This window comes from Rathayibacter sp. VKM Ac-2804, from assembly GCF_009866655.1.
Classification (GTDB): Bacteria; Actinomycetota; Actinomycetes; order Actinomycetales; family Microbacteriaceae; genus Rathayibacter.
This window is the reverse complement of sequence record NZ_CP047420.1, coordinates 1,973,044-1,991,877: the sequence shown is the minus strand read 5'-3', so window position 1 is coordinate 1,991,877 and position 18,834 is coordinate 1,973,044. Positions and strand designations below refer to the sequence as shown.

Sequence of the window (18,834 nt, the reverse complement as noted above, 5' to 3'; positions counted from 1 at the left end):
ACCGGGTCGTACCGCCCCGGAAAAGGGTCGGACCCCGGTCCATCATAGATGGGCCGGGGTCCGGGAATCGCTGTGCGGACGCCGCTCAGGAGTCGCGCTTCTCCTTGATCTTCGCCTTCTTGCCGCGGAGGTTGCGGAGGTAGTAGAGCTTCGCGCGACGCACGTCACCGCGGGTGACGACCTCGATGTGGTCGATCACCGGGGAGTGGACCGGGAAGGTGCGCTCGACGCCGACCTGGAAGCTGACCTTGCGGACCGTGAAGGTCTCGCGGACGCCTTCGTTCGAGCGGCCGATGACGACGCCCTGGAAGATCTGGATGCGCGAGCGGGTGCCCTCGACGATGTTGACGTGCACCTTGACGGTGTCGCCGGCGCGGAACTCAGGGATGTCGGTGCGGAGTGACGCCGCATCGAGTGAGTCGAGGATGTGCATGCTGTATCGCTCTCCGTGCCCGCCACAGGTCGAACACCGTTTCGTTGATGGAAGTCGGTCGTGCCCACGTCGTCGCGGCTCCCCTGTGGCAGAGCCTGCGCGAGGCACAAGCGCCCATTCTGCCATGGCGCCGGAGCGTGCGTCAAAGCGACCGGCCGGTCGAGGTCTAGAGGACGGGTGCGCGAGCGCAACTCCGCAGAAGTTGTCGTACCGGGGCGCCCGCCACGACAACTTCTGGAGAGCGGCGACGCGGGGTCGCGCAGGTCCAGCGGAAGAACGCAGAAGTTGTCGTACTCGGACGTCCACTACGACAACGTGCGAGGAGTGGAAGCCGCGTTCCGGCACGGTCCCCTCAGAGGACGATCGTCTGGCCGTCCTGGGGGCGGTCCGGGTCGAAGCGCTCGTCCGTCACGGGCTGGGGCTGCGGGCCGCCCTGGGCCTGCACCTCGGCGGCCGCGGCGAAGGCGAGGAGCGTCGCGCGGGCATCCGTGAAGAAGCGCCAGACGGAGTGCGTGAAGGCGAGGACGCCCAGCAGGACCGACAGCAGGCCGAGCGCCCACGCGCCCGGAGGGAAGAAGCCGAAGGCGATCAGCGAGGCGTGCCAGGCGCCGAGCGCCGCCACGTCGCCCCAGGCGGGTGTCCGCGAGGGGCGGACGGTGACCCGAAACGCCACGATGCTCGCGACGACGGCCAGGCCGACCGCCAGAATAGGGAGGGCGATGACCAGGCCGAGCACGGTCCAGCCGCTCGATCCTCCGAAGAGTCCGTACCCCAGGAGGATCCAGAGCGGCAGGACGACCGCCGCCGGGTACAGCCAGGAACCGAAAGCCCGTCTCGTGCGCATGCACCGACGGTACCCACGACCGCTGAAGAACGCCTCAGCGACCACCGAGAGGATCAGCATGATCGAGCTGCGCACACCCGCCGAGATCGAGGAGATGCGCCCGGCCGGCCGCTTCGTCGCCGAGGTGCTGAAGGCGACGTCCGCCGCGGCCGCCGTGGGCGTCAACCTGCTCGAGCTCGACCGCCTCGCGCACGACATGATCCGCTCGGCCGGCGCCGAGTCCTGCTACATCGACTACCACCCCTCGTTCGGCGCCAGCCCGTTCGGCAAGGTGATCTGCACGTCGGTCAACGACGCCGTGCTGCACGGACTCCCCTTCGACTACCGCCTGCGCGACGGCGACCTGCTGACCCTCGACTTCGCCGCCTCCGTCGACGGCTGGGTCGCCGACTCCGCGATCACCGTCGCCGTCGGCACGCCGCGCCCCGAGGACCTGAAGCTGGTCGACACCACCACCCGCGCGCTCGAGGCCGGCATCGCCGCCGCGCAGCCCGGCAAGAAGATCGGCGACATCTCCGCCGCCATCGCCGCGGTCGCCCGCGCCGAGGGCCTCAGCATCAACACCGACTTCGGCGGTCACGGCGTCGGCCGCACCATGCACGGCGACCCGCACATCGCGAACGACGGCCGCGCCGGCCGCGGCTACCCGCTGCGCCCGGGCCTCGTCGTCGCGATCGAGCCGTGGTTCCTGCAGAGCACCGACGAGATCTACACCGACAAGGACGGCTGGACCCTCCGCAGCCGCGACGGCTCGCGCGGCGCGCACATGGAGCACACCATCGCCATCACGGAGACCGGCAACATCGTCCTCTCCGCGCGGGACTGACCTCCCTCCGCGCCTGACCGCGACCCGGGACGTTCTTGGACTGATCACTGGACAGCAGCAGTATCCGATAGCGATACTATCCGCATGCGAGTCTCGGAGCTCAGCCGCCTCAGCGGTGTCAGCCTGCCCACGATCAAGTACTACATCCGCGAGGGTCTGCTGCCACCGGGCAGGGCGTCCGGGCCGCAGCGCTCCGACTACGGCGACGAGCACCTCGCCCGGCTCCGCCTGCTCCGCGCGCTGATCGAGAGCGGCGGAGTCGGCATCGCGGGAGCGAAGCGGATCACGGCCGTGCTGGACGAGGGCGCTCCCCCGGCGGTCGCGTTCGAGGTGGCGCAGGACGTCGTCTCCGCGAACGTCGACTCCGAGGCCGTCGCCTCGGACGACGCACTCGAGCGGGTGCGGTCGGTGGTCGGCGACGACTACTGCGAGCACCCGGCGGTGCGGACGGCGGCCCGAGCCCTCGACGCCCTCGAGCTCTCCGGGGGCGGGATGACGCCGTCCTGGCTCGCCGCCTACGCCCGGGCGGCAGAGATCGTCGCGAGCGCGGACCTGGACGAGCTCGAGGCGCGCAGCAGCGTGAGCGAGCAGACGTCGATCGCGGCGGTCGGCACGGCCCTCGGCGACGTCGTGCTGCAGTCGATGCGCCGCGTCGCCCAGGCCCGGGAGACGCAGCGGAGATTCGGGGAGCGGCAGGACTCGGTGTCCGCCTCCGAGCACGCCGCGGCGCGAGAGATCGCCGAGGTGGCGCGATGACCGCCACGATCCAGCGCCCGGAGCGGGCCGCCGCGACCCCCGGCCGGCCGCACCGCCCGCTCCTCGTCCTCGCCGCGGCGATGGCCGTCGGCGTCCTGGCCTGCTTCGTCCTTCTGCTCGTCGACCCGCGCGAGCTCGGCGGCCAGCCGCTCTGGGGGAAGCCGCTGAAGTTCTGCCTCTCCATCGCGGTGTACGCGCTGACCCTCGCCTGGCTGATCGGTCTCGTCCCCGAGCGCCGCCGTCGCCTCGCGCGGCTCCTCGGCAGCGTCGCGGTCGCCGGGCTCGCGATCGAGATGGTCGTCATCGGCGGGGCCGCCGCGGTCGGCGTCACGAGCCACTTCAACGTGACGACGCCGCTGCACTCGGCGCTGTGGGCGGCGATGGCGGTCTCGATCGTCGTCGTCTGGCTGGTCACCCTGGTGCTCGCCGCGCTCCTGGCGCGGGTGCCGCTGGGCGATCCCGCCCTCACCCTCGCGGTCCGCGCCGGGCTCGTGATCGGACTGGTCGGGATGGCGCTCGCGTTCCTGATGACCGGGCCGACCGCGTCGCAGCTCTCCGACTACCAGGGGGTCGTCGGCGCGCACGCGGTCGGCGTGGACGACGGCGGTGCGGGTCTGCCGCTGCTCGGCTGGAGCACCACGGGCGGAGATCTGCGGATCCCGCACTTCCTCGGGATGCACGCGCTGCAGGGGCTGCCGCTGCTGGCCGTCGCGCTCGGCTGGCCGGCGTCGCGGGTGCGGCTGCTCGGCGACGCGACCCTCCGATTCCGGCTCGTCGCGCTCGCGGCGCTCGCCTGGGCCGCCGTCGTCGCGCTGACCTGCTGGCAGGCGCTGCGCGGGCAGTCGATCGTGGCTCCGGATGCGCTCACCCTCGCCGTCGGCGGCGCGGTGACGGTCGTCCTGGTCCTCGCGGCGGTCGTCGCCGTCCGCCGCGCCTCCGTCGAGGTCGCGCGATGAGCCGGCTGCGCCGCGGCTGGACGCCGCCCGCAGTGATCTACCTGCTGCTCGCCGTCGCCGGCCTCGTCGGCACCTGGACGTACAACGTCCGCGCCGTGCTGGAGAGCGTCGACTTCCTCGGCGACCTCGCGGGCGGCGGACCGGCGGTCTCGTCGATCACGACGGATCTGCTCGTGGTGGCGATCGCCGCCGTCGCCTTCATGATCGCCGAGGGGCGCCGCATCGGCATGAAGCAGGTCTGGATCCTCGTGGTACTCGCGCCGCTGGTCGCGCTGGCCTTCGCCTTCCCTCTCTTCCTCGCCCTCCGCGAACGCCACCTCACCCTGGCCCGGGAGCCCTGACCCCCTTCGCGAGATGCCACTTATGAGCGCGACACGCCGCAGAAGGTGTGCACAAGTGGCATCTCGCGAGATCGGACCGTGGCACGCAGTGGCGAGATGCCACTTGGGTACGCGACACGCCGTGGAAGGCGTGCGCAAGTGGCATCTCGCGAGGGGCGGTCAGGGCAGGAGCTCCGGGCGGACGCGGCGGGTGCGCTCGACGCTCTGCTCGTGGCGCCAGGCGGCGATCGCTCCGTGGTTGCCGCTGAGCAGCACCGGCGGGACGTCGAGGCCGCGCCAGGAGGCGGGCTTGGTGTAGCTGGGGTACTCGAGCAGGCCGTCGGAGTGGCTCTCCTCGACCAGGCTCGCCGGGTTGCCGACGACACCGGGGACGAGGCGGCCGACGGCCTCGATCATCGCCATCACGGCGACCTCTCCCCCGTTGAGGACGTAGTCGCCGAGGCTGATCATCCGCACACGGGCGCGCTCGGCCGTGTGGTCGACGACGCGCTGGTCGATGCCCTCGTAGCGGCCGCAGCCGAAGACGAGGGACGACTCCTGCGCGAGCTCGCGCGCGGTGGCCTGGGTGAAGACCTCGCCGGCGGGCGAGGGGAAGATCACCAGCGGGTCCGCGGCCGCATCGAGGATCGTGTCGAACGCCTCGCCCCACGGCTCCGGCCGCATCACCATGCCGGCGCCGCCGCCGTAGGGCGTGTCGTCGACGGTGCGGTGCCGGTCGTGGGTGAACGAGCGGAGATCGTGCACGCCGAGCTCGATCAGCCCGCTCTGGCGCGCGCGCCCGAGCAGGCTGATGTCGAGGACGCCGAAGAACTCCGGGAAGATCGTGACGATGTCGATCCTCACGACCGCGGCTCCTCCTGGGAGTCCGGGGTCGCGGCGTCGGCGGAGTCGTCGTCCGCGGCCGGAGCGGACGCGTCAGCCGGATCAGCGTCGACGGCGTCGTCCTCCTCCTCGACCGGGGCGGCCGCGGCCAGCTCGGGGTCGGAGAGGTCGACGCCGCTGAGGTCCACCTCGGCGGGCTCCTCCTCGGGAGCCTCCTCGAAGAGGCCGATCGGCGGCGTGACGGTGACGACGCCGGCGACGGGGTCGACGGACGGCACGATCGCGTTCACGAACGGGACCATCACCTCGCCCGACGGCGTGCCGACGATGAGGAGGTCCTGCGCGGGGAAGTGGTCGACGCGGCGGACCGTGCCCACCTCGCGGCCGTCGCGGACGACGGACATGCCGACCAGCTGGTAGTCGTACCAGGAGTCGTCGTCGCCGGGCTCGGTCTGCACCGCCTCGTCGATCCAGAGGATCGCCTTGAGGAGGGTCTCGGCGGCGTCGCGGTCGGCGATGCCCTTGAAGAAGGCGACGGGGTGGCTGTTGTACCAGCGCAGCTCGACGAGTTCGAGCTTCTTGCCGTGCCACTCGGAGGTGCGGGGCACCTGGAGGGTGAAGGAGGCACCGGGGGTGAAGCGCTTGTCGGGCTCGTCGGTGTAGAGCTCGAGCTTGATCGCGCCCTTGAGCCCGTGGGCCTTGGTGAGTCGGGCGACGCGGAGCTGCGTCGTGCCCGCTGCGGGGGTCGCCACCCTACTTGTCGGTGTCGACGACGTCGACGCGCACGCGTCGCCCGTCGGCGAGGGCAGCGACGAGGGTGCGGACGGCCTTGGCGGTGCGACCGGAACGTCCGATCACGCGGCCGAGGTCCTCGGGGTGCACGCGCACCTCGAGGACCTCTCCGCGCGGGGAGCTCGTAGCCACGACCTTGACCTCATCGGGGTTCTCGACGATCCCCTTGACGAGGTGTTCGACGGCGGGAGCGAGCACGGACTACGCCTCGGTGGAGGCTTCGTCGGCGGCGGGCGCCTCGGGCGCGGTGGCCTTGGCGGGAGCCTCGGACTTCGGCTTGAGAACCGGCTTCTTCTTCGCGTCGACGACGAACGGAGCCTTGGGCTCCTTCACCTGGACGGTGCTGACGGCGTCGGCGTCGCCCTTGAAGCGGCCCCAGTCGCCGGTCAGCTTGAGGATCGCGGCGACCTGCTCGGTCGGCTGCGCGCCGACTCCGAGCCAGTACTGCGCGCGCTCCGAGTCGACCTTGATGAACGAGGGCTGCTCGGTCGGGTGGTACTGACCGATCTCCTCGATCACGCGGCCGTCGCGCTTGGTGCGCGAGTCGGCGACGACGATGCGGTAGTAGGGCGCTCGGATCTTGCCGAGGCGCTTCAGACGAATCTTGACAGCCACAATTCTCCTGTGTGGTCGTTGACCGTGAGGTCGATGATGGATGAACTGAGCCGTGAGCGTGGGGGCACACCCGGCCGGAAGCTCGAGGGGGTTTCTTCGGCGGTGAGTAGAGGGTCGACCGCCTCGGACCCGACGGATCATTCTGCCAGAAAAACCCGCGCCCTGCGGCGCCGACACGGACACCCGTCACTCGGCGTCCGCTCCGGTCTCTGATGCGAGGATGTGGGGGCGCGTCCCGCCCCGGTGGACGCCCGACTGACGAGGACGCCGTCATGGAGATCACCTTCGCCGAATCCGACCGCTCCACCCTCGGGATCGAGTGGGAGGTCGCCATCGTCGACCGGCAGACGGGCGATCTCGCCAACGTCGCCGACGTCGTGCTCGAGGCGCTCCGCGGCGAGGACGGGTCGCCGCACCCGCGGATCACCGGCGAGCTGCTGAAGAACACGGTCGAGCTGGTCTCCGGAGTGCACCGCACCGTCCGCGACGCCGTCGCCGATCTGCAGGACCAGCTGCGCCAGGTGCGCGAGATCACCGACCCGATGGGCCTGGACCTCGTCTGCTCCGGCTCGCACCCCTTCGCGCAGTGGTACGACCAGACCATCACCGACAAGGAGCGCTACCACCGGCTCATCGACCGCACGCAGTGGTGGGGCCGCAACATGATGATCTGGGGCATCCACGTGCACGTGGGGATCGAGGACCGCGACAAGGTCCTCACCATCCTCAACTCGCTGCTCGACTACTACCCGCATCTGCAGGCCCTCTCGGCGTCGAGCCCGTTCTGGGGCGGCGTCGACACCGGCTACGCCTCGAACCGCGCGCTGATGTTCCAGCAGCTGCCCACCGCGGGTCTGCCGCCGCAGTTCGGCGCCTGGGCGAACTACGAGGAGTACGTCGACGACATGATGCGCACCGGCGTCATCGACGATCACACCGAGGTCCGCTGGGACATCCGCCCCTCCCCGCAGTGGGGCACGATCGAGATGCGCGCCTGCGACGGGCTGTCCTCGCCGGAGGAGATCGGAGCGGTCGCCGCGCTCATCCAGTGCCTGGTCGAGCACCTGTCGACCCAGCTCGACGAGGGCGGCACGCTCGCCACGATGCAGCCCTGGTACGTCCGGGAGAACAAGTGGCGCGCCGCCCGCTACGGACTCGACGCCGAGATCATCCTCGACGCGGCCGGGAACGAGCGGCTCGTCACCGACGACATCCGCGATCTGCTGACGACCCTCGCACCGGTGGCGGAGCGCCTCGACTGCGCCGCGGAGCTCGCCGACGTCGAGCTGATCCTCGTCGCCGGGGCGAGCTACCAGCGCCAGCTGCGCACCGCGTCGGAGAACGACGGCGATCTGAAGGCCGTGGTCCGCGCGCTCGCGGGCGAGCTGCGCGACGGGCTCAAGGACCCGCGGGCATGACGCGCCGGCTCGTCGCGAGCGTGATGCTGCTCGGTGCGGGAGCGCTCGCCCTGGCCGGGTGCTCGAGTGCCAGCGGGTCCCCGGCCGGAGGAGACGGCGCCCCGACGTCGGCCACGGCGACCGCAGCGGCCCTCCCGACGCCGACCCCGGATCCGCTGTCCGACTCCGCACCCCTCGCCCTCGGCGGCACGCTTCCCGCCGGCGCGCGGGTGACGATCGTGGGCGACAGCATCGTCCGCGGCCTGGGGCTCGACCCCGGGCAGGCCTGGCCCGCGCTCGTCGGCGACGACCTCGGCTGGACCGTGGACAACCTGGGCTGCGACGGCGGCGGCTTCATCGAGCCGGGCGACTGCGGAGTGGCGATCGGCGACCGGGCCGAGGAGATCGCCGACACACGGCCCGATGCGATCGTGCTGATCGCCAGCAGCAACGACCTCGGCTGGACGCCCGAGGAGGTCGCGGACGCGATGGGCCCGGCCGTGCAGGCGATCGCCCAGGCCTCCCCCTCGGCGCAGCTGATCGCGCTCGACTCGGTGTGGGGTCCGGATCCGCGTCCCGAGGACCTGGACGCGTACGACGCGGCGCTCGTGGACGCGGTGGACGCGGCGGGCGGTTTCGCGCTGGAGTATCCGGATCCGCTGCGGCCCGACGGGCTGCTCGCCGAGGACGGCGTGCATCCGACAGCCCAGGGCCAGGCCGCGCTCGCGGACGCCTTCGTGCTGGCGGCGGAGAAGGCCGGGCTCGCGCAGGCGATCCCCGGCGATCAGCGGGCGACGGACGCGCCCGACTGACCCCGGGGATCCGCTCAGCGGGTGGTGCTGTTCTTGCCGTCGCGCCAGGACAGCAGGTCGCGCACCGGCTGGAGGTCGATGTCCGGGCCGGTGATGCCGAGCGTGAACAGGCGGGCGCCGAGATCGAACTGCTGGTCGAGCACGCCGAACGAGGCGTCGCCGACTCCCCCGCGGACGCTCGCGCCCGTCGAGATCTCGATGGCGTCGATGTCGCGGTCGACGCGGCCGCACCAGTCGGCGAGGACGCCGAGCTTGCGCTCGAGGGTGGGGACGTCGGAGAAGCTGTGCCAGATGTCGGCGTGCTCCGCGACGATGCGGAGGGTCTTCTTCTCGCCGCCGCCGCCGATCATCACGGGGATGTCGCGGGTGGGCTGCGGGTTCAGCTTGTCCCAGCGGGCGCGGATGCGCGGCATCGCCTCAGACAGCTCGTCCAGGCGCGAGCCGGCGGTCCCGAAGTCGTAGCCGTACTCCTGGTAGTCGCGCTCGAACCAGCCGGAGCCGATGCCGAAGATCAGGCGGCCCTCGGCGCCCTTCGCGCTGATGTGGTCGACGGTGCGGGCCATGTCGGCGAGCAGATCGGGGTTGCGGTAGCTGTTGCAGGTGACGAGCGGGCCGAACTCGATGCGGCTGGTCTGCTCGGCCCAGGCGGCGAGCATGCTCCAGCCCTCGAAGTGCAGGCCGTCGGGCTCGCCGGAGAGCGGGTAGAAGTGGTCCCAGTTGAAGGCGATGTCGACGCCGATGTCCTCGAGCTCGGCGAGCGTGTCGCGGATGACCTCGTAGGAGACGTGCTGCGGAGCGATCTGGACGCCGATGCGGACGGGGCGCGGAGAAGCGGTTGTCATGCCTTCACGCTAGACCTCGCGACGGGCGGTCCGGGAGTCGCGGGAGCATGCTGATCGAGTAGGCCGCGCAGCGGGCGTATCGAGATCCACGTGATCGGGACGAGAGCGCAGCGAGGCCACCGCACGGCGACGGCAGGTCTCGATACGCCCCTGCGGGGCTGCTCGACCAGCATGGAAGCCGGAATGCCCGGCCAGCACGGGGCGAGGCCGTCAGCATGCAGAAGGGGCGGCTACTCGCCGGCCGGGTCGGGGGACGCGGTGGGGGCGTCGTCGCTGGTGGAGCGGGCGAGCTTGACGGTGGTGGCGCCGTCGGCGTCGAAGAGGCGGAGGCGGCCGCCGTCGATCGAGGCCGTCATCGCGTCGGCGAAGATCATCGGGAGGGCGACGCCGTCGCAGGCGATCATCGTGCTGGGGCCGGCGTCGACGGTCAGCGCGCCCTCGCCGTCGATCGACCACTCGCCCTGCACGCCGTTGCAGCCGTCCGAGCCGGTCCAGGTGCCGTCCTCGGCGAGGAGCAGGAACGGGACCTCCGGGGACTCGTAGGAGACTCCGGTGACCCAGCGGCCGACGAGCTCGTCCGGCGACGGGGCCGACGCGGCGTCGACTCCCGAGCCCTCGGAGCAGCCGGCCAGCCCGAGGGCCAGTGCGGCCGCCGCGGCGACCGCGAGACCGGCGCGCACGCTCCTCATCGGCCGAGGAGCTTCTGCAGCTGCTCCAGCTCCTCCGGAGTGGGCTGCGCGCCCGCACCCGCGCCGCCGCCGAGGCCGAAGCCCGAACCGCCCGCGTTCGTGGATTGCGGGCCGGAGGAGATCGCGGCGTTCTCGGCCGCGCGCTTGGCCGGGTTGCCCGACTTGCTGCTCTTCTTCTTCTGCGGCTTCGGGCGGCCCTGGTAGCCGGCGCCGGGCACGGGGCCCATGCCGGGGACGTTCGGCACGCCGCCCTTGGCGACGGTCTTCATCATCTTCGCGGCCTGGTCGAAGCGGAGGACGAGCTGGTTGACGTCGGTCACGGTCATGCCGGATCCGCGCGCGATGCGCAGGCGCCGCGAGCCGTTGAGCAGCTTCGGGTTCACCCGCTCGGCCTTGGTCATCGACTGGATGATCGCCTCGGTGCGGACGATCTCGCGCTCGTCGAACTGGTCGAGCTGCTCGCGCATGCCCTTGGCACCGGGGAGCATGCCGATCATCTTCTTGATCGAGCCCATGTTGCGCAGCTGCTGCATCTGGCCGAGGAAGTCGTCGAGGGTGAACGTGTCCCCCATGATCTTCTCGGCGATCTTGCGCGCCTCGTCCTCGTCGAACGCGCTCTGCGCCTGCTCGATGAGCGTGAGGACGTCACCGAGGTCGAGGATGCGGCTCGCCATGCGGTCCGGGTGGAACTGCTCGAAGTCGTCGAGGCCCTCACCGGTGGAGGCGAAGAGGATCGGGCGGCCGGTGAGCGAGGCGACCGACAGGGCCGCGCCGCCGCGGGCGTCGCCGTCGAGCTTGGAGAGGACGACGCCGGTGAAGTCGACGCCCTCCTGGAAGGCCTTCGCGGTGGCGACCGCGTCCTGGCCGATCATCGCGTCGATGACGAAGAGGACCTCGTCCGGGTTCGTCACACGGCGGATGTCGGAGGCCTGCTTCATCATGTCGGCATCGACGCCGAGGCGACCGGCGGTGTCGATGATGACGGTGTCGTACTGCTTGTCGGTGGCGAAGCGGATCGCGTTCTGCGCGACCTTCACCGGGTTGCCGACGCCGTTGCCGGGCTCCGGGGCGTACACCGCGACGCCGGCCTGCTCGCCGACGACCTGCAGCTGCTGCACGGCGTTGGGGCGCTGGAGGTCGGCCGCGACGAGCAGCGGGGTGTGGCCGTCCTTGCCGAGGTACTTGCCGAGCTTGCCGGCGAGGGTCGTCTTTCCCGCGCCCTGGAGGCCGGCGAGCATGATGACCGTCGGCGGGCGCTTGGCGAACTCGAGGCGGCGCGACTGGCCGCCGAGGATCGCGACGAGCTCCTCGTTGACGATCTGCACGACCTGCTGCGCGGGATTCAGCGCCTTGTTCACCTCGTCGCCGAGGGCGCGCTCGCGGACCTTGCCGGTGAACGCCTTGACGACGTCGAGCGCGACGTCGGCGTCGAGCAGCGCGCGCCGGATCTCGCGGACGGTGCCGTCGACGTCCGAGGCCGAGAGCTTGCCCTTCGTGCGCAGGTTCTTGAAGGTCTCGACGAGTCGATCGGAGAGGGTGCCGAAAGTAGCCATGATGCCGGGAATTCTACCGGAGCCATTCCGGACGTCGGACGACGACGCCCGTGCGCGATTAACCGTACCGAGTGCAGGAAGTCGTCTAGGGTGGCCGCGTGATCGAGACACTGCTCGCGGGCGACTCCGCGGATCCCCTGGACTACCGCGACGGCTGGGAGCTGCAGCGCCGGCTGCACAGCGAGGTGGTCGCGGGAGCGCGGCCCGGCGTGCTGGTGCTCTGCGAGCACGCGTCCGTCTACACCGCCGGCAAGCGCACCGAGCCGCACGAGCGGCCGGTCGACGGCTCCCCCGTCGTCGACGTCGACCGGGGCGGCCGGCTCACCTGGCACGGCCCGGGTCAGCTCGTCGGCTACCCGATCGTGCGGCTGCGGGAGCCCGTCGACGTGGTCGCCTACGTCCGCTCGCTCGAGGGCGTCCTGATCGACGTGCTCGACGATCTCGGCGTCGCCGGGGTGCGGATCGAGGGACGCTCGGGCGTCTGGATCCGCCGCGGCGACGGCGCCGACAAGATCGCGGCGATCGGCATCCGTGTGGCGCACGGCGTGACCATGCACGGCTTCGCGCTGAACGTGTCGAACAGCCTGGAGCCCTACTCCCGCGTCATCGCGTGCGGCATCGCCGACGCCGGGGTCACCACCGTCGAGCGCGAGCGCGGCGAGGCGCCGTCGATGGAGTCGGTGCGGGACCGGGTCGAGGCGCGGTTCCGGGAGGCGGCACCCGCCTTCGCGGTCGTCGACGTCGTCGCGGGGGTCGCCGCGTGAGCGCCGAGACCGGCGGCCGGAAGCTGCTGCGCCTCGAGGTGCGCAACGCCGAGACGCCGATCGAGCGCAAGCCCGAGTGGATCAAGACGAAGGCCGTGATGGGACCGGAGTACCGGCAGCTGCAGTCCCTGGTGAAGGACGAGGAGCTGCACACGGTCTGCCAGGAGGCGGGCTGCCCGAACATCTTCGAGTGCTGGGAGGACCGCGAGGCGACCTTCCTGATCGGCGGCTCGCAGTGCACGCGGCGCTGCGACTTCTGCCAGATCGACACCGGCAAGCCGGCCGATTACGACGCCGACGAGCCGCGCCGGGTCGGCGAGTCGGTGGCGCGGATGAAGCTGCGCTACGCGACCGTCACCGGGGTGGCCCGCGACGACCTGCCGGACGAGGGCTCCTGGCTCTACGCCGAGACCATCCGGCAGATCCACGCTCAGGCGCCGGGGACGGGCGTGGAGATCCTGGTGCCCGACTTCACCGGGCGAGCGGAGCACCTGCGGCGGGTGTTCGACGCCCGGCCCGAGGTCTTCGCGCACAACGTCGAGACGGTGCCGCGCATCTTCAAGCGGATCAGGCCGGCCTTCCGCTACGAGCGCTCGCTCGACGTGCTGACCCAGGGGCGCGACGCGGGGCTGATCACGAAGTCGAACCTCATCCTCGGCATGGGCGAGGAGCGCGAGGAGATCTCGCAGGCGCTGCAGGACCTGCACGACGCGGGCACCGACATCGTGACGATCACGCAGTACCTCCGCCCGACTCCGCGGCACCTGCCGGTGGACCGCTGGGTGCACCCGGAGGAGTTCGTCGCGATCAAGGAGGAGGCGGAGGACATCGGCTTCCTCGGCGTGCTGTCCGGCCCGCTCGTCCGCTCCTCCTACCGCGCCGGCCGCCTCTGGGCCCGCTCGATGGAGTCGAAGGGCCTGCCGGTCCCCGAGCACCTCCGCCATCTGGCCGACGCCGCGCTCACTTTCTCCCAGGCGGTCTGACCGGCCGCCTCCTCCGCGAGATGCCACTTGTGCACGCCTTTCACGGCGTGTCGCGTGCACAAGTGGCATCTCGCAAGGAGGGGCAGCGGTGGGTGACCCCGCCTCGTATCCTGGACGCATGTCCACGGCCACGGCGCGAGCAGTCCTCCTGCGCCGAGCGCTGGAGACGCATCGCGCCGCAGTGGACGAGGTCCTCGCCCGGTACGGAGCGCGCGACCCGCGGCTCTTCGGCTCCGTCGCTCGCGGCGATGCCCGTCCGGACAGCGACATCGATCTGTTCGTCGACCTCGAGAAGGGCAGGGGCAACACCCTGCTGCGGGTCGCGGGGATCGGCGAGGAGATCAGCCGCATCCTCGGGGTGCGGGTGGACGTGGTGACGGAGTCGCTGCTCCGCAGACCCGTCTCGGAGACAGCGCACCGCGACATGGTCGCCCTGTGAGCAGATCGCCCGAGGACCGCTTCTCGGACATCCGCGCGGCGATCGACCGCTGCATCGAGTACCGGCCCTACCTCAGCGGCGCCGACACCGCGATGGCCGGGATGGCTCTGGACGCGGTCCTGCGCAATCTCGCCGTGATCGGAGAGGCCGTGCGCGCACTCCCCGATTCTGCTCTGGCCGAGTTCGACGGCGTTCCCTGGGCGGCCATCGCGGGGCTCCGCAACGTGATCATCCACGAGTACTTCCGCATCCAGCCCGAGCTGATCGTCGAGATCCTCGACGAGGAGCTCCTGCCCTTGGCCGAGGCACTTCGGACCCGACGCCTCTGACTCACCCCGCGAGATGCCAGTTGTGCTCGCTTTTCGCGGCGTGTCGCGTGCACAAGTGGCATCTCGCGGAGGGGGGAGGGCTCCCCCGGGTCAGGCGACGAGCTGGGCGGCGAAGACGTGGGGGGTGAAGCCGGTGAGGTCGTTGATGCCCTCGCCCTGGCCGACGAGCTTGATGGGGATGCCGGTCTTCTCCTGGACGGCGAGGACGAAGCCGCCCTTGGCCGAGCCGTCGAGCTTGGTGATGACGAGGCCGGTGACGCCGGCGTGCTCGATGAAGGCCTGGGCCTGCATCAGGCCGTTCTGACCGGTGGTCGCGTCGAGGACGAGCAGGATCTCGGAGATCGGCGCCTGCTTCTCGACGACGCGCTTGATCTTGCCGAGCTCGTCCATCAGGCCGCCCTTGGTGTGCAGGCGCCCGGCGGTGTCGATGATGACCATCTCGATGCCGTGGGTCTTCGCGTACTCGACGGTCTGGTAGGCGACGGAGGCCGGGTCCTGGCGCTCCTGCTGCGGGCGGACGATCTGCGCGTCGGCGCGCTGCGCCCAGGTGGCGAGCTGGTCGACCGCGGCGGCGCGGAAGGTGTCGGCGGCGCCGACCACGACGCTCCGATCGAAGTTGCGGAGGAACTTCGCGAACTTGCCGATGGTCGTGGTCTTGCCGACGCCGTTGACGCCGACGACCAGGATCACGGCCGGCCGCTCGCTGAGCTTCAGGGTCGTGTCGTACTTGGAGAGGCGCTCCTCGAGCGACTCGCGGAGCATCCGCTGGAGGTCGCGCGGGTCGGTCGTGTTGTAGCGGGCGACCTTGGCGCGGAGGTCCTCCACCATCTCCTCAGTGATGTCGGGCCCGAAGTCGGCGGTGATCAGGGCGGTCTCGAGGTCGTCCCAGGTCTGCTCGTCGATCGTGCGCTTCTCGAACAGGCCGCGGAGTGCGCGACCGAGCGACCAGGAGCTGCGTTCTGCCATGCGCCCAGGCTACCGGCGGGTGGACGTCCGATCTGCAGGCGATCCGCCCTTCGCGGCGCCTGCACCTGCGGCAGGATGGGCCTGCCGGCCGGCATCGCCTGCGAATCGGACGCGGGTGTCAGACCGCCGGCGCCTCCACGCGCTGACCGACCACGGCGGAGACCCCGTCCTGGCGCATCGAGACTCCGTACAGGGCGTCGGCGATCTCCATCGTGCGCTTCTGGTGCGTGATCACGATCAGCTGGCTCGAGGTGCGGAGGTCCTGGAAGATGCTGAGCAGGCGGCCGAGGTTCGCGTCGTCGAGCGCCGCCTCCACCTCGTCCATGATGTAGAACGGGCTCGGCCGCGACTTGAAGATCGCGACCATGAAGGCCACCGCGGCGAGCGAGCGCTCCCCGCCCGAGAGCAGCGACAGCCGCTCGATCTTCTTGCCGGCCGGGCGCACCGCGACCTCGATGCCGGTGGTGAGCAGGTTCTCCGGATCGGTGAGCCGGATACTGCCGGTGCCGCCGGGGAAGAGCACCGGGAAGACGTCCGCGAAGGCGGCCTGGGTGTCGTCGAAGGCCGAGGCGAAGACCGTCTGCATGGTCTCGTCGAGCTCCTCGATGATGGTCAGCAGGTCGCGCCGGGTGTTCGTCAGGTCGGTCAGCTGCTCGGTGAGGAAGACGTGCCGCTGCTCGAGTGCCGCGAACTCCTCGAGGGCGAGCGGGTTCACCCGGCCGAGCTGGCCGAGCTGCTTCTCGGCCTTGTCCAGGCGGCGGCGCTGCTCGTCTCGGAGGAACGGGCGCGCGGGCGCCTCCGCGTCGGTCTCGTCGGGGACCGCGACCTCGGGGCCGTACTCGGCGACCAGCACGTCCTCCACCAGGCCGAGCTCGGAGCCGGCGCGCTCGAGCAGCCCGGTGAGCTGCAGGCGCTTCTCGTAGATCTGCAGCTCGAGGCCGTGCACGCTCTCGGTGACGCTCTGCAGCCGGTCGCGGAGGACGCCCTCCTCGCGGCGCAGCGCCTGCAGCTCCTCGTTCTGCTGCGAGCGGGCGGTCTCGGCGCGCAGCAGCTCGGCGCGCGACTGCTGCACCGAGCGGTCGACGGAGGCGAGCACGGCGGGGGTCGCGCCGGTCACGTCGGCCGCGGCGTCGTGCTGGCGGCGGCGGATCACCGCGCGGCGGGCGGCCTCGTCGGCGGCCGCGCGGTCGGCCGCGAGCTGGCGCTCGAGCGACTCGCCGCGGGACTGCTCGGCCCGGACGCGCTCGTTGGCGGTCTCGACGCCGAGGCGCGCCTCGATCTCGCGCTCGCGGGCCGCGTCGACCTCGCGCTGGAGCGCGTCGCGCGCGCTGACGTCGAGGACCGGCCGGGGGCGCGAGCGGGCGACGTCCAGCTCGCCCTTCGCCTTCTGCGCCGCGGCCTCGGCGTCGCCGACCCGCTCCGTCGCGATGGTCAGGGCCTTCTCGCCGCGGCCGAGCTCCGCGGTGGCGCCCTCGAGCTGCGCGCGCACCCGGCCGAGCCGCTCGGTGTGGGCGGCGCGGGCGGCGTCGTGCTCCCGCAGCGCCGCGAGGGCGAGGCGCGACTGGTCCTTGGCGGCGCGCAGGGCGCCGGTCTGCTCGGCGAGGTCGAAGCGGAGGCGATCGATCCGGCCCTCGATCTCCTCCAGCCGGCTCGCGGCCGCGTCGCGCTCGGAGACCAGCTCGAGGCGGCTGCGCTGCCCGCCCGCTCCGCCGCTGAGCACGGCGTCCGAGATCGAGGCGCCGTCGCGGGTGACGACGGTGACGGGGTGCTCGCCGCCGGCCAGAGCGGGCCAGAGCCGGCGGGCGGCGTCGAGGTCGTCGACGACGACGACCTGCTCGAGCAGGGCGAGGACGCCGTCGGGTCCGGTGACCAGGTCGCGGGCGCGAATCGCCCCCTCCGGCACCTCGATCGCGAGGGCGGGGCGGGCGGCGTCGCCGATCAGCAGCTCGACCCGGCCGAGCTCGCGGCGGATCGCCTCGTCGAGTGCGGCCTCGGCCTGCGGCTGCGAGTCGGCGAGCACGGAGTCGGCGGCAGCGCCGAGGGCCGCCGCGATCGCCGCCTCGTAGCCGGGGCGGACCTGGATGCGCTCGGCGACGCGGCCGCGGATCCCGTCCAAGCGGGTGGCGATCAGCTCGGCGGAGCCGTCGGAGACGTCGAGGGCGAGCGAGAGGGCGCTGCGGCGGGCGGCGAGGCCGTCGCGCTCGCGCTCGAGAGCGTGCAGCTCCTCGCGGAGCCGCTCGATCTCGCCCTCGGCCTCGAAGACGGCGGACTGGGCGAGCTCGTAGCCCTCGTCGAGCGTGCCGTCGGTGCCGCCGCCCGCCTCGCCGATCTCGTCCTCCAGCGCGTCGAGCTGGCGCTGAGCGGCCTCGCGGCGCTGCACGGCGGAGTCGAGGGTGTTCTGCGCACGGAGCACCTCGCCGCGGACGGCCGCCAGGCGGGAGGCCGCGGTGTCGGCCTGGCCGGTGAGCTTGGACAGCTCGAGGTCGTGCCGGGAGACCAGCGCCGACTGCGCCGCGATCTCCTCGTCGGTCGCGTCCAGGGCGCCGCGGGCGCGGACCGTCGCCTTCTGGGAGTCGGTCCACGCGGTCTCGGCGTCGAGCACGGCGACGCGGAGGCGCTCCAGCTCGGCGCGCGCCTCCTCGACCATGGGTGCCGTGACGCGCGGCTGCACCGCGGGCTGCTCCGACTCCGCCTCGAGCAGGGCGAGGCGCTGCCCGGCGAGCGCCGCCAGATTGCGCAGCCGCTCCTGGACGGACTCCAGCTCGAAGGTGGTGCGCCGGGCGTCGTCGACGGCGTCGCCGACCATCTCGGACTCGATCCGGGCGGTCCGCAGAGTGCTCTGCTCGAGCCGCTCCTGCAGCACGAGGCGCTCGCTGTGCCGCTCGCTCTCCGTCCGCGCGAAGCCGTCGAGCGCGGTGCGGAGGGTGACGACGTCGTCGGCGAGCAGGCGCGCGCGGGCGTCGCGGACGACCGCGGCGATGGTCTGCGCCTGCCGGGCGACCTCGGCCTGGCGGCCGAGCGGCTTGAGCTGGCGGCGGATCTCGCCGGCGAGGTCGGAGAGGCGGGTGAGGTTCGCCTGCATCCCGTCGAGCTTGCGGAGGGTCTTCTCCTTGCGGCGGCGGTGCTTGAGGATGCCGGCCGCCTCCTCGATGAAGCCGCGGCGCTCCTCCGGGGTCGCGTGCAGGACGGCGTCGAGCTGGCCCTGGCCGACGATCACGTGCATCTCGCGGCCGAGACCGGAGTCGCTCAGCAGCTCCTGCACGTCGAGGAGCCGGCAGGCGCGGCCGTTGATCGCGTACTCGCTGCCGCCGTTGCGAAACAGGGTGCGCTTGATCGTCACCTCGGTGTACTCGATCGGCAGCGCGCCGTCGGTGTTGTCGATGGTGAGCGCGACCTCCGCGCGGCCGAGCGGGCCGCGGGTGGAGGTGCCGGCGAAGATGACGTCCTCCATCTTGCCGCCGCGGAGGGTCTTCGCGCCCTGCTCCCCCATCACCCACGCGAGCGCGTCGACGACGTTGCTCTTGCCCGAGCCGTTGGGCCCGACCACGCAGGTGACCCCGGGCTCGAAGGCGAACGTGGTCGGCTGCGCGAAGGACTTGAACCCCTTGAGGGTCAGGCTCTTCAGGTACACCCGGCCGCCTCGCTCCGCTCGAAAACGCTCCCTACGGTACTCGA

At 71.8% G+C, this 18,834-nt stretch carries 21 protein-coding genes; 10 read left to right on the top strand and 11 right to left on the bottom strand.

What is annotated here, in order from left to right:
- Positions 1–85: 85 nt before the first annotated feature.
- Both rplS and GTU73_RS09390 read right to left on the bottom strand, forming a co-directional pair.
- Positions 86–433 carry a 50S ribosomal protein L19 gene (gene rplS, locus GTU73_RS09395; protein WP_123445722.1) on the bottom strand — a complete coding sequence of 116 codons (348 nt, stop codon included), beginning with the start codon at positions 431–433 and terminating at the stop codon, positions 86–88.
- Positions 434–785: 352 nt separating this feature from the next.
- Complete coding sequence (locus tag GTU73_RS09390; RefSeq protein ID WP_160088894.1) at positions 786–1,277, bottom strand: hypothetical protein; 492 nt, start codon at positions 1,275–1,277, stop codon at positions 786–788.
- Positions 1,278–1,335: 58 nt separating this feature from the next.
- Here GTU73_RS09390 and map point away from each other — a divergent pair, with 58 nt between their 5' ends.
- The 4 genes from map to GTU73_RS09370 all read left to right on the top strand — a co-directional run bounded on the left by map (position 1,336) and on the right by GTU73_RS09370 (position 4,156).
- Complete coding sequence (gene map, locus GTU73_RS09385; RefSeq protein ID WP_123445720.1) at positions 1,336–2,103, top strand: type I methionyl aminopeptidase; 768 nt, start codon at positions 1,336–1,338, stop codon at positions 2,101–2,103.
- 84 nt (positions 2,104–2,187) lie between these two features.
- A complete protein-coding gene (locus tag GTU73_RS09380) occupies positions 2,188–2,859 on the top strand; it encodes a MerR family transcriptional regulator (RefSeq protein WP_160088893.1) in 672 nt (223 codons plus the stop codon).
- Positions 2,856–3,815 carry a hypothetical protein gene (locus GTU73_RS09375; protein ID WP_160088892.1) on the top strand — a complete coding sequence of 320 codons (960 nt, stop codon included), beginning with the start codon at positions 2,856–2,858 and terminating at the stop codon, positions 3,813–3,815. Before GTU73_RS09380 ends, GTU73_RS09375 begins: the two co-directional genes overlap by 4 nt.
- On the top strand, positions 3,812–4,156 hold the full coding sequence (locus GTU73_RS09370; RefSeq protein WP_160088891.1) for a DUF2834 domain-containing protein: 345 nt from the start codon (positions 3,812–3,814) through the stop codon (positions 4,154–4,156). The genes GTU73_RS09375 and GTU73_RS09370 overlap by 4 nt, the downstream gene beginning before the upstream one ends.
- A gap of 159 nt (positions 4,157–4,315) precedes the next feature.
- On the opposite strand, the gene trmD is transcribed toward GTU73_RS09370, so the two are convergent.
- Genes trmD through rpsP form a run of 4 tightly spaced genes read right to left on the bottom strand, consistent with a single transcriptional unit; the run spans position 4,316 to position 6,385 of the window.
- Positions 4,316–4,999 (bottom strand): tRNA (guanosine(37)-N1)-methyltransferase TrmD, encoded by a 684-nt coding sequence (gene trmD, locus GTU73_RS09365; RefSeq protein WP_160088890.1) that lies wholly within the window; start codon positions 4,997–4,999, stop codon positions 4,316–4,318.
- Positions 4,996–5,730, bottom strand: a complete 735-nt coding sequence (gene rimM, locus GTU73_RS09360) for a ribosome maturation factor RimM (protein WP_160088888.1) — start codon at positions 5,728–5,730, stop codon at positions 4,996–4,998. The genes trmD and rimM overlap by 4 nt, the downstream gene beginning before the upstream one ends.
- A gap of 1 nt (position 5,731) precedes the next feature.
- Positions 5,732–5,968: an RNA-binding protein gene (locus GTU73_RS09355; RefSeq protein ID WP_123445714.1), complete on the bottom strand. Its 237-nt coding sequence runs from the start codon at positions 5,966–5,968 to the stop codon at positions 5,732–5,734.
- Between the two features lie 3 nt (positions 5,969–5,971).
- Positions 5,972–6,385, bottom strand: coding sequence for a 30S ribosomal protein S16 (gene rpsP, locus GTU73_RS09350; protein WP_123445713.1), 414 nt, complete (start codon positions 6,383–6,385; stop codon positions 5,972–5,974).
- A 272-nt stretch (positions 6,386–6,657) separates the two neighbouring features.
- On the opposite strand from rpsP, the gene GTU73_RS09345 reads away from it, so the two are divergent.
- A complete protein-coding gene (locus GTU73_RS09345; RefSeq protein ID WP_160088886.1) occupies positions 6,658–7,803 on the top strand; it encodes a glutamate--cysteine ligase in 1,146 nt (381 codons plus the stop codon).
- Positions 7,800–8,594 carry an SGNH/GDSL hydrolase family protein gene (locus GTU73_RS09340; protein ID WP_160088884.1) on the top strand — a complete coding sequence of 265 codons (795 nt, stop codon included), beginning with the start codon at positions 7,800–7,802 and terminating at the stop codon, positions 8,592–8,594. The genes GTU73_RS09345 and GTU73_RS09340 overlap by 4 nt, the downstream gene beginning before the upstream one ends.
- Before the next feature lie 14 nt (positions 8,595–8,608).
- On the opposite strand, the gene GTU73_RS09335 is transcribed toward GTU73_RS09340, so the two are convergent.
- The 3 genes from GTU73_RS09335 to ffh form a co-directional block, all read right to left on the bottom strand.
- The gene (locus GTU73_RS09335; RefSeq protein WP_160088882.1) at positions 8,609–9,436 is read right to left on the bottom strand and encodes an LLM class F420-dependent oxidoreductase; all 828 of its coding nucleotides are present in this window, start codon (positions 9,434–9,436) and stop codon (positions 8,609–8,611) included.
- Positions 9,437–9,666: 230 nt separating this feature from the next.
- Complete coding sequence (locus GTU73_RS09330) at positions 9,667–10,125, bottom strand: META domain-containing protein (RefSeq protein ID WP_160088880.1); 459 nt, start codon at positions 10,123–10,125, stop codon at positions 9,667–9,669.
- Positions 10,122–11,678, bottom strand: coding sequence for a signal recognition particle protein (gene ffh / locus GTU73_RS09325; RefSeq protein ID WP_160088878.1), 1,557 nt, complete (start codon positions 11,676–11,678; stop codon positions 10,122–10,124). Before ffh ends, GTU73_RS09330 begins: the two co-directional genes overlap by 4 nt.
- A 98-nt stretch (positions 11,679–11,776) precedes the next feature.
- Here ffh and lipB point away from each other — a divergent pair, with 98 nt between their 5' ends.
- From lipB to GTU73_RS09305, 4 genes are all read left to right on the top strand, one after another.
- On the top strand, positions 11,777–12,442 hold the full coding sequence (gene lipB / locus GTU73_RS09320) for a lipoyl(octanoyl) transferase LipB (RefSeq protein WP_160088876.1): 666 nt from the start codon (positions 11,777–11,779) through the stop codon (positions 12,440–12,442).
- Positions 12,439–13,425 carry a lipoyl synthase gene (gene lipA / locus GTU73_RS09315; protein WP_208543758.1) on the top strand — a complete coding sequence of 329 codons (987 nt, stop codon included), beginning with the start codon at positions 12,439–12,441 and terminating at the stop codon, positions 13,423–13,425. Before lipB ends, lipA begins: the two co-directional genes overlap by 4 nt.
- A 118-nt stretch (positions 13,426–13,543) precedes the next feature.
- On the top strand, positions 13,544–13,864 hold the full coding sequence (locus GTU73_RS09310; RefSeq protein ID WP_160088874.1) for a nucleotidyltransferase domain-containing protein: 321 nt from the start codon (positions 13,544–13,546) through the stop codon (positions 13,862–13,864).
- Positions 13,861–14,193: a HepT-like ribonuclease domain-containing protein gene (locus tag GTU73_RS09305; RefSeq protein ID WP_160088872.1), complete on the top strand. Its 333-nt coding sequence runs from the start codon at positions 13,861–13,863 to the stop codon at positions 14,191–14,193. The genes GTU73_RS09310 and GTU73_RS09305 overlap by 4 nt, the downstream gene beginning before the upstream one ends.
- Before the next feature lie 90 nt (positions 14,194–14,283).
- Here GTU73_RS09305 and ftsY read toward each other — a convergent pair whose 3' ends face one another.
- Together ftsY and smc are read right to left on the bottom strand one after the other, a co-directional pair.
- On the bottom strand, positions 14,284–15,159 hold the full coding sequence (gene ftsY / locus GTU73_RS09300; protein ID WP_123445706.1) for a signal recognition particle-docking protein FtsY: 876 nt from the start codon (positions 15,157–15,159) through the stop codon (positions 14,284–14,286).
- 118 nt (positions 15,160–15,277) lie between these two features.
- On the bottom strand, positions 15,278–18,790 hold the full coding sequence (gene smc, locus GTU73_RS09295; protein WP_160088870.1) for a chromosome segregation protein SMC: 3,513 nt from the start codon (positions 18,788–18,790) through the stop codon (positions 15,278–15,280).
- Positions 18,791–18,834 lie beyond the last annotated feature (44 nt).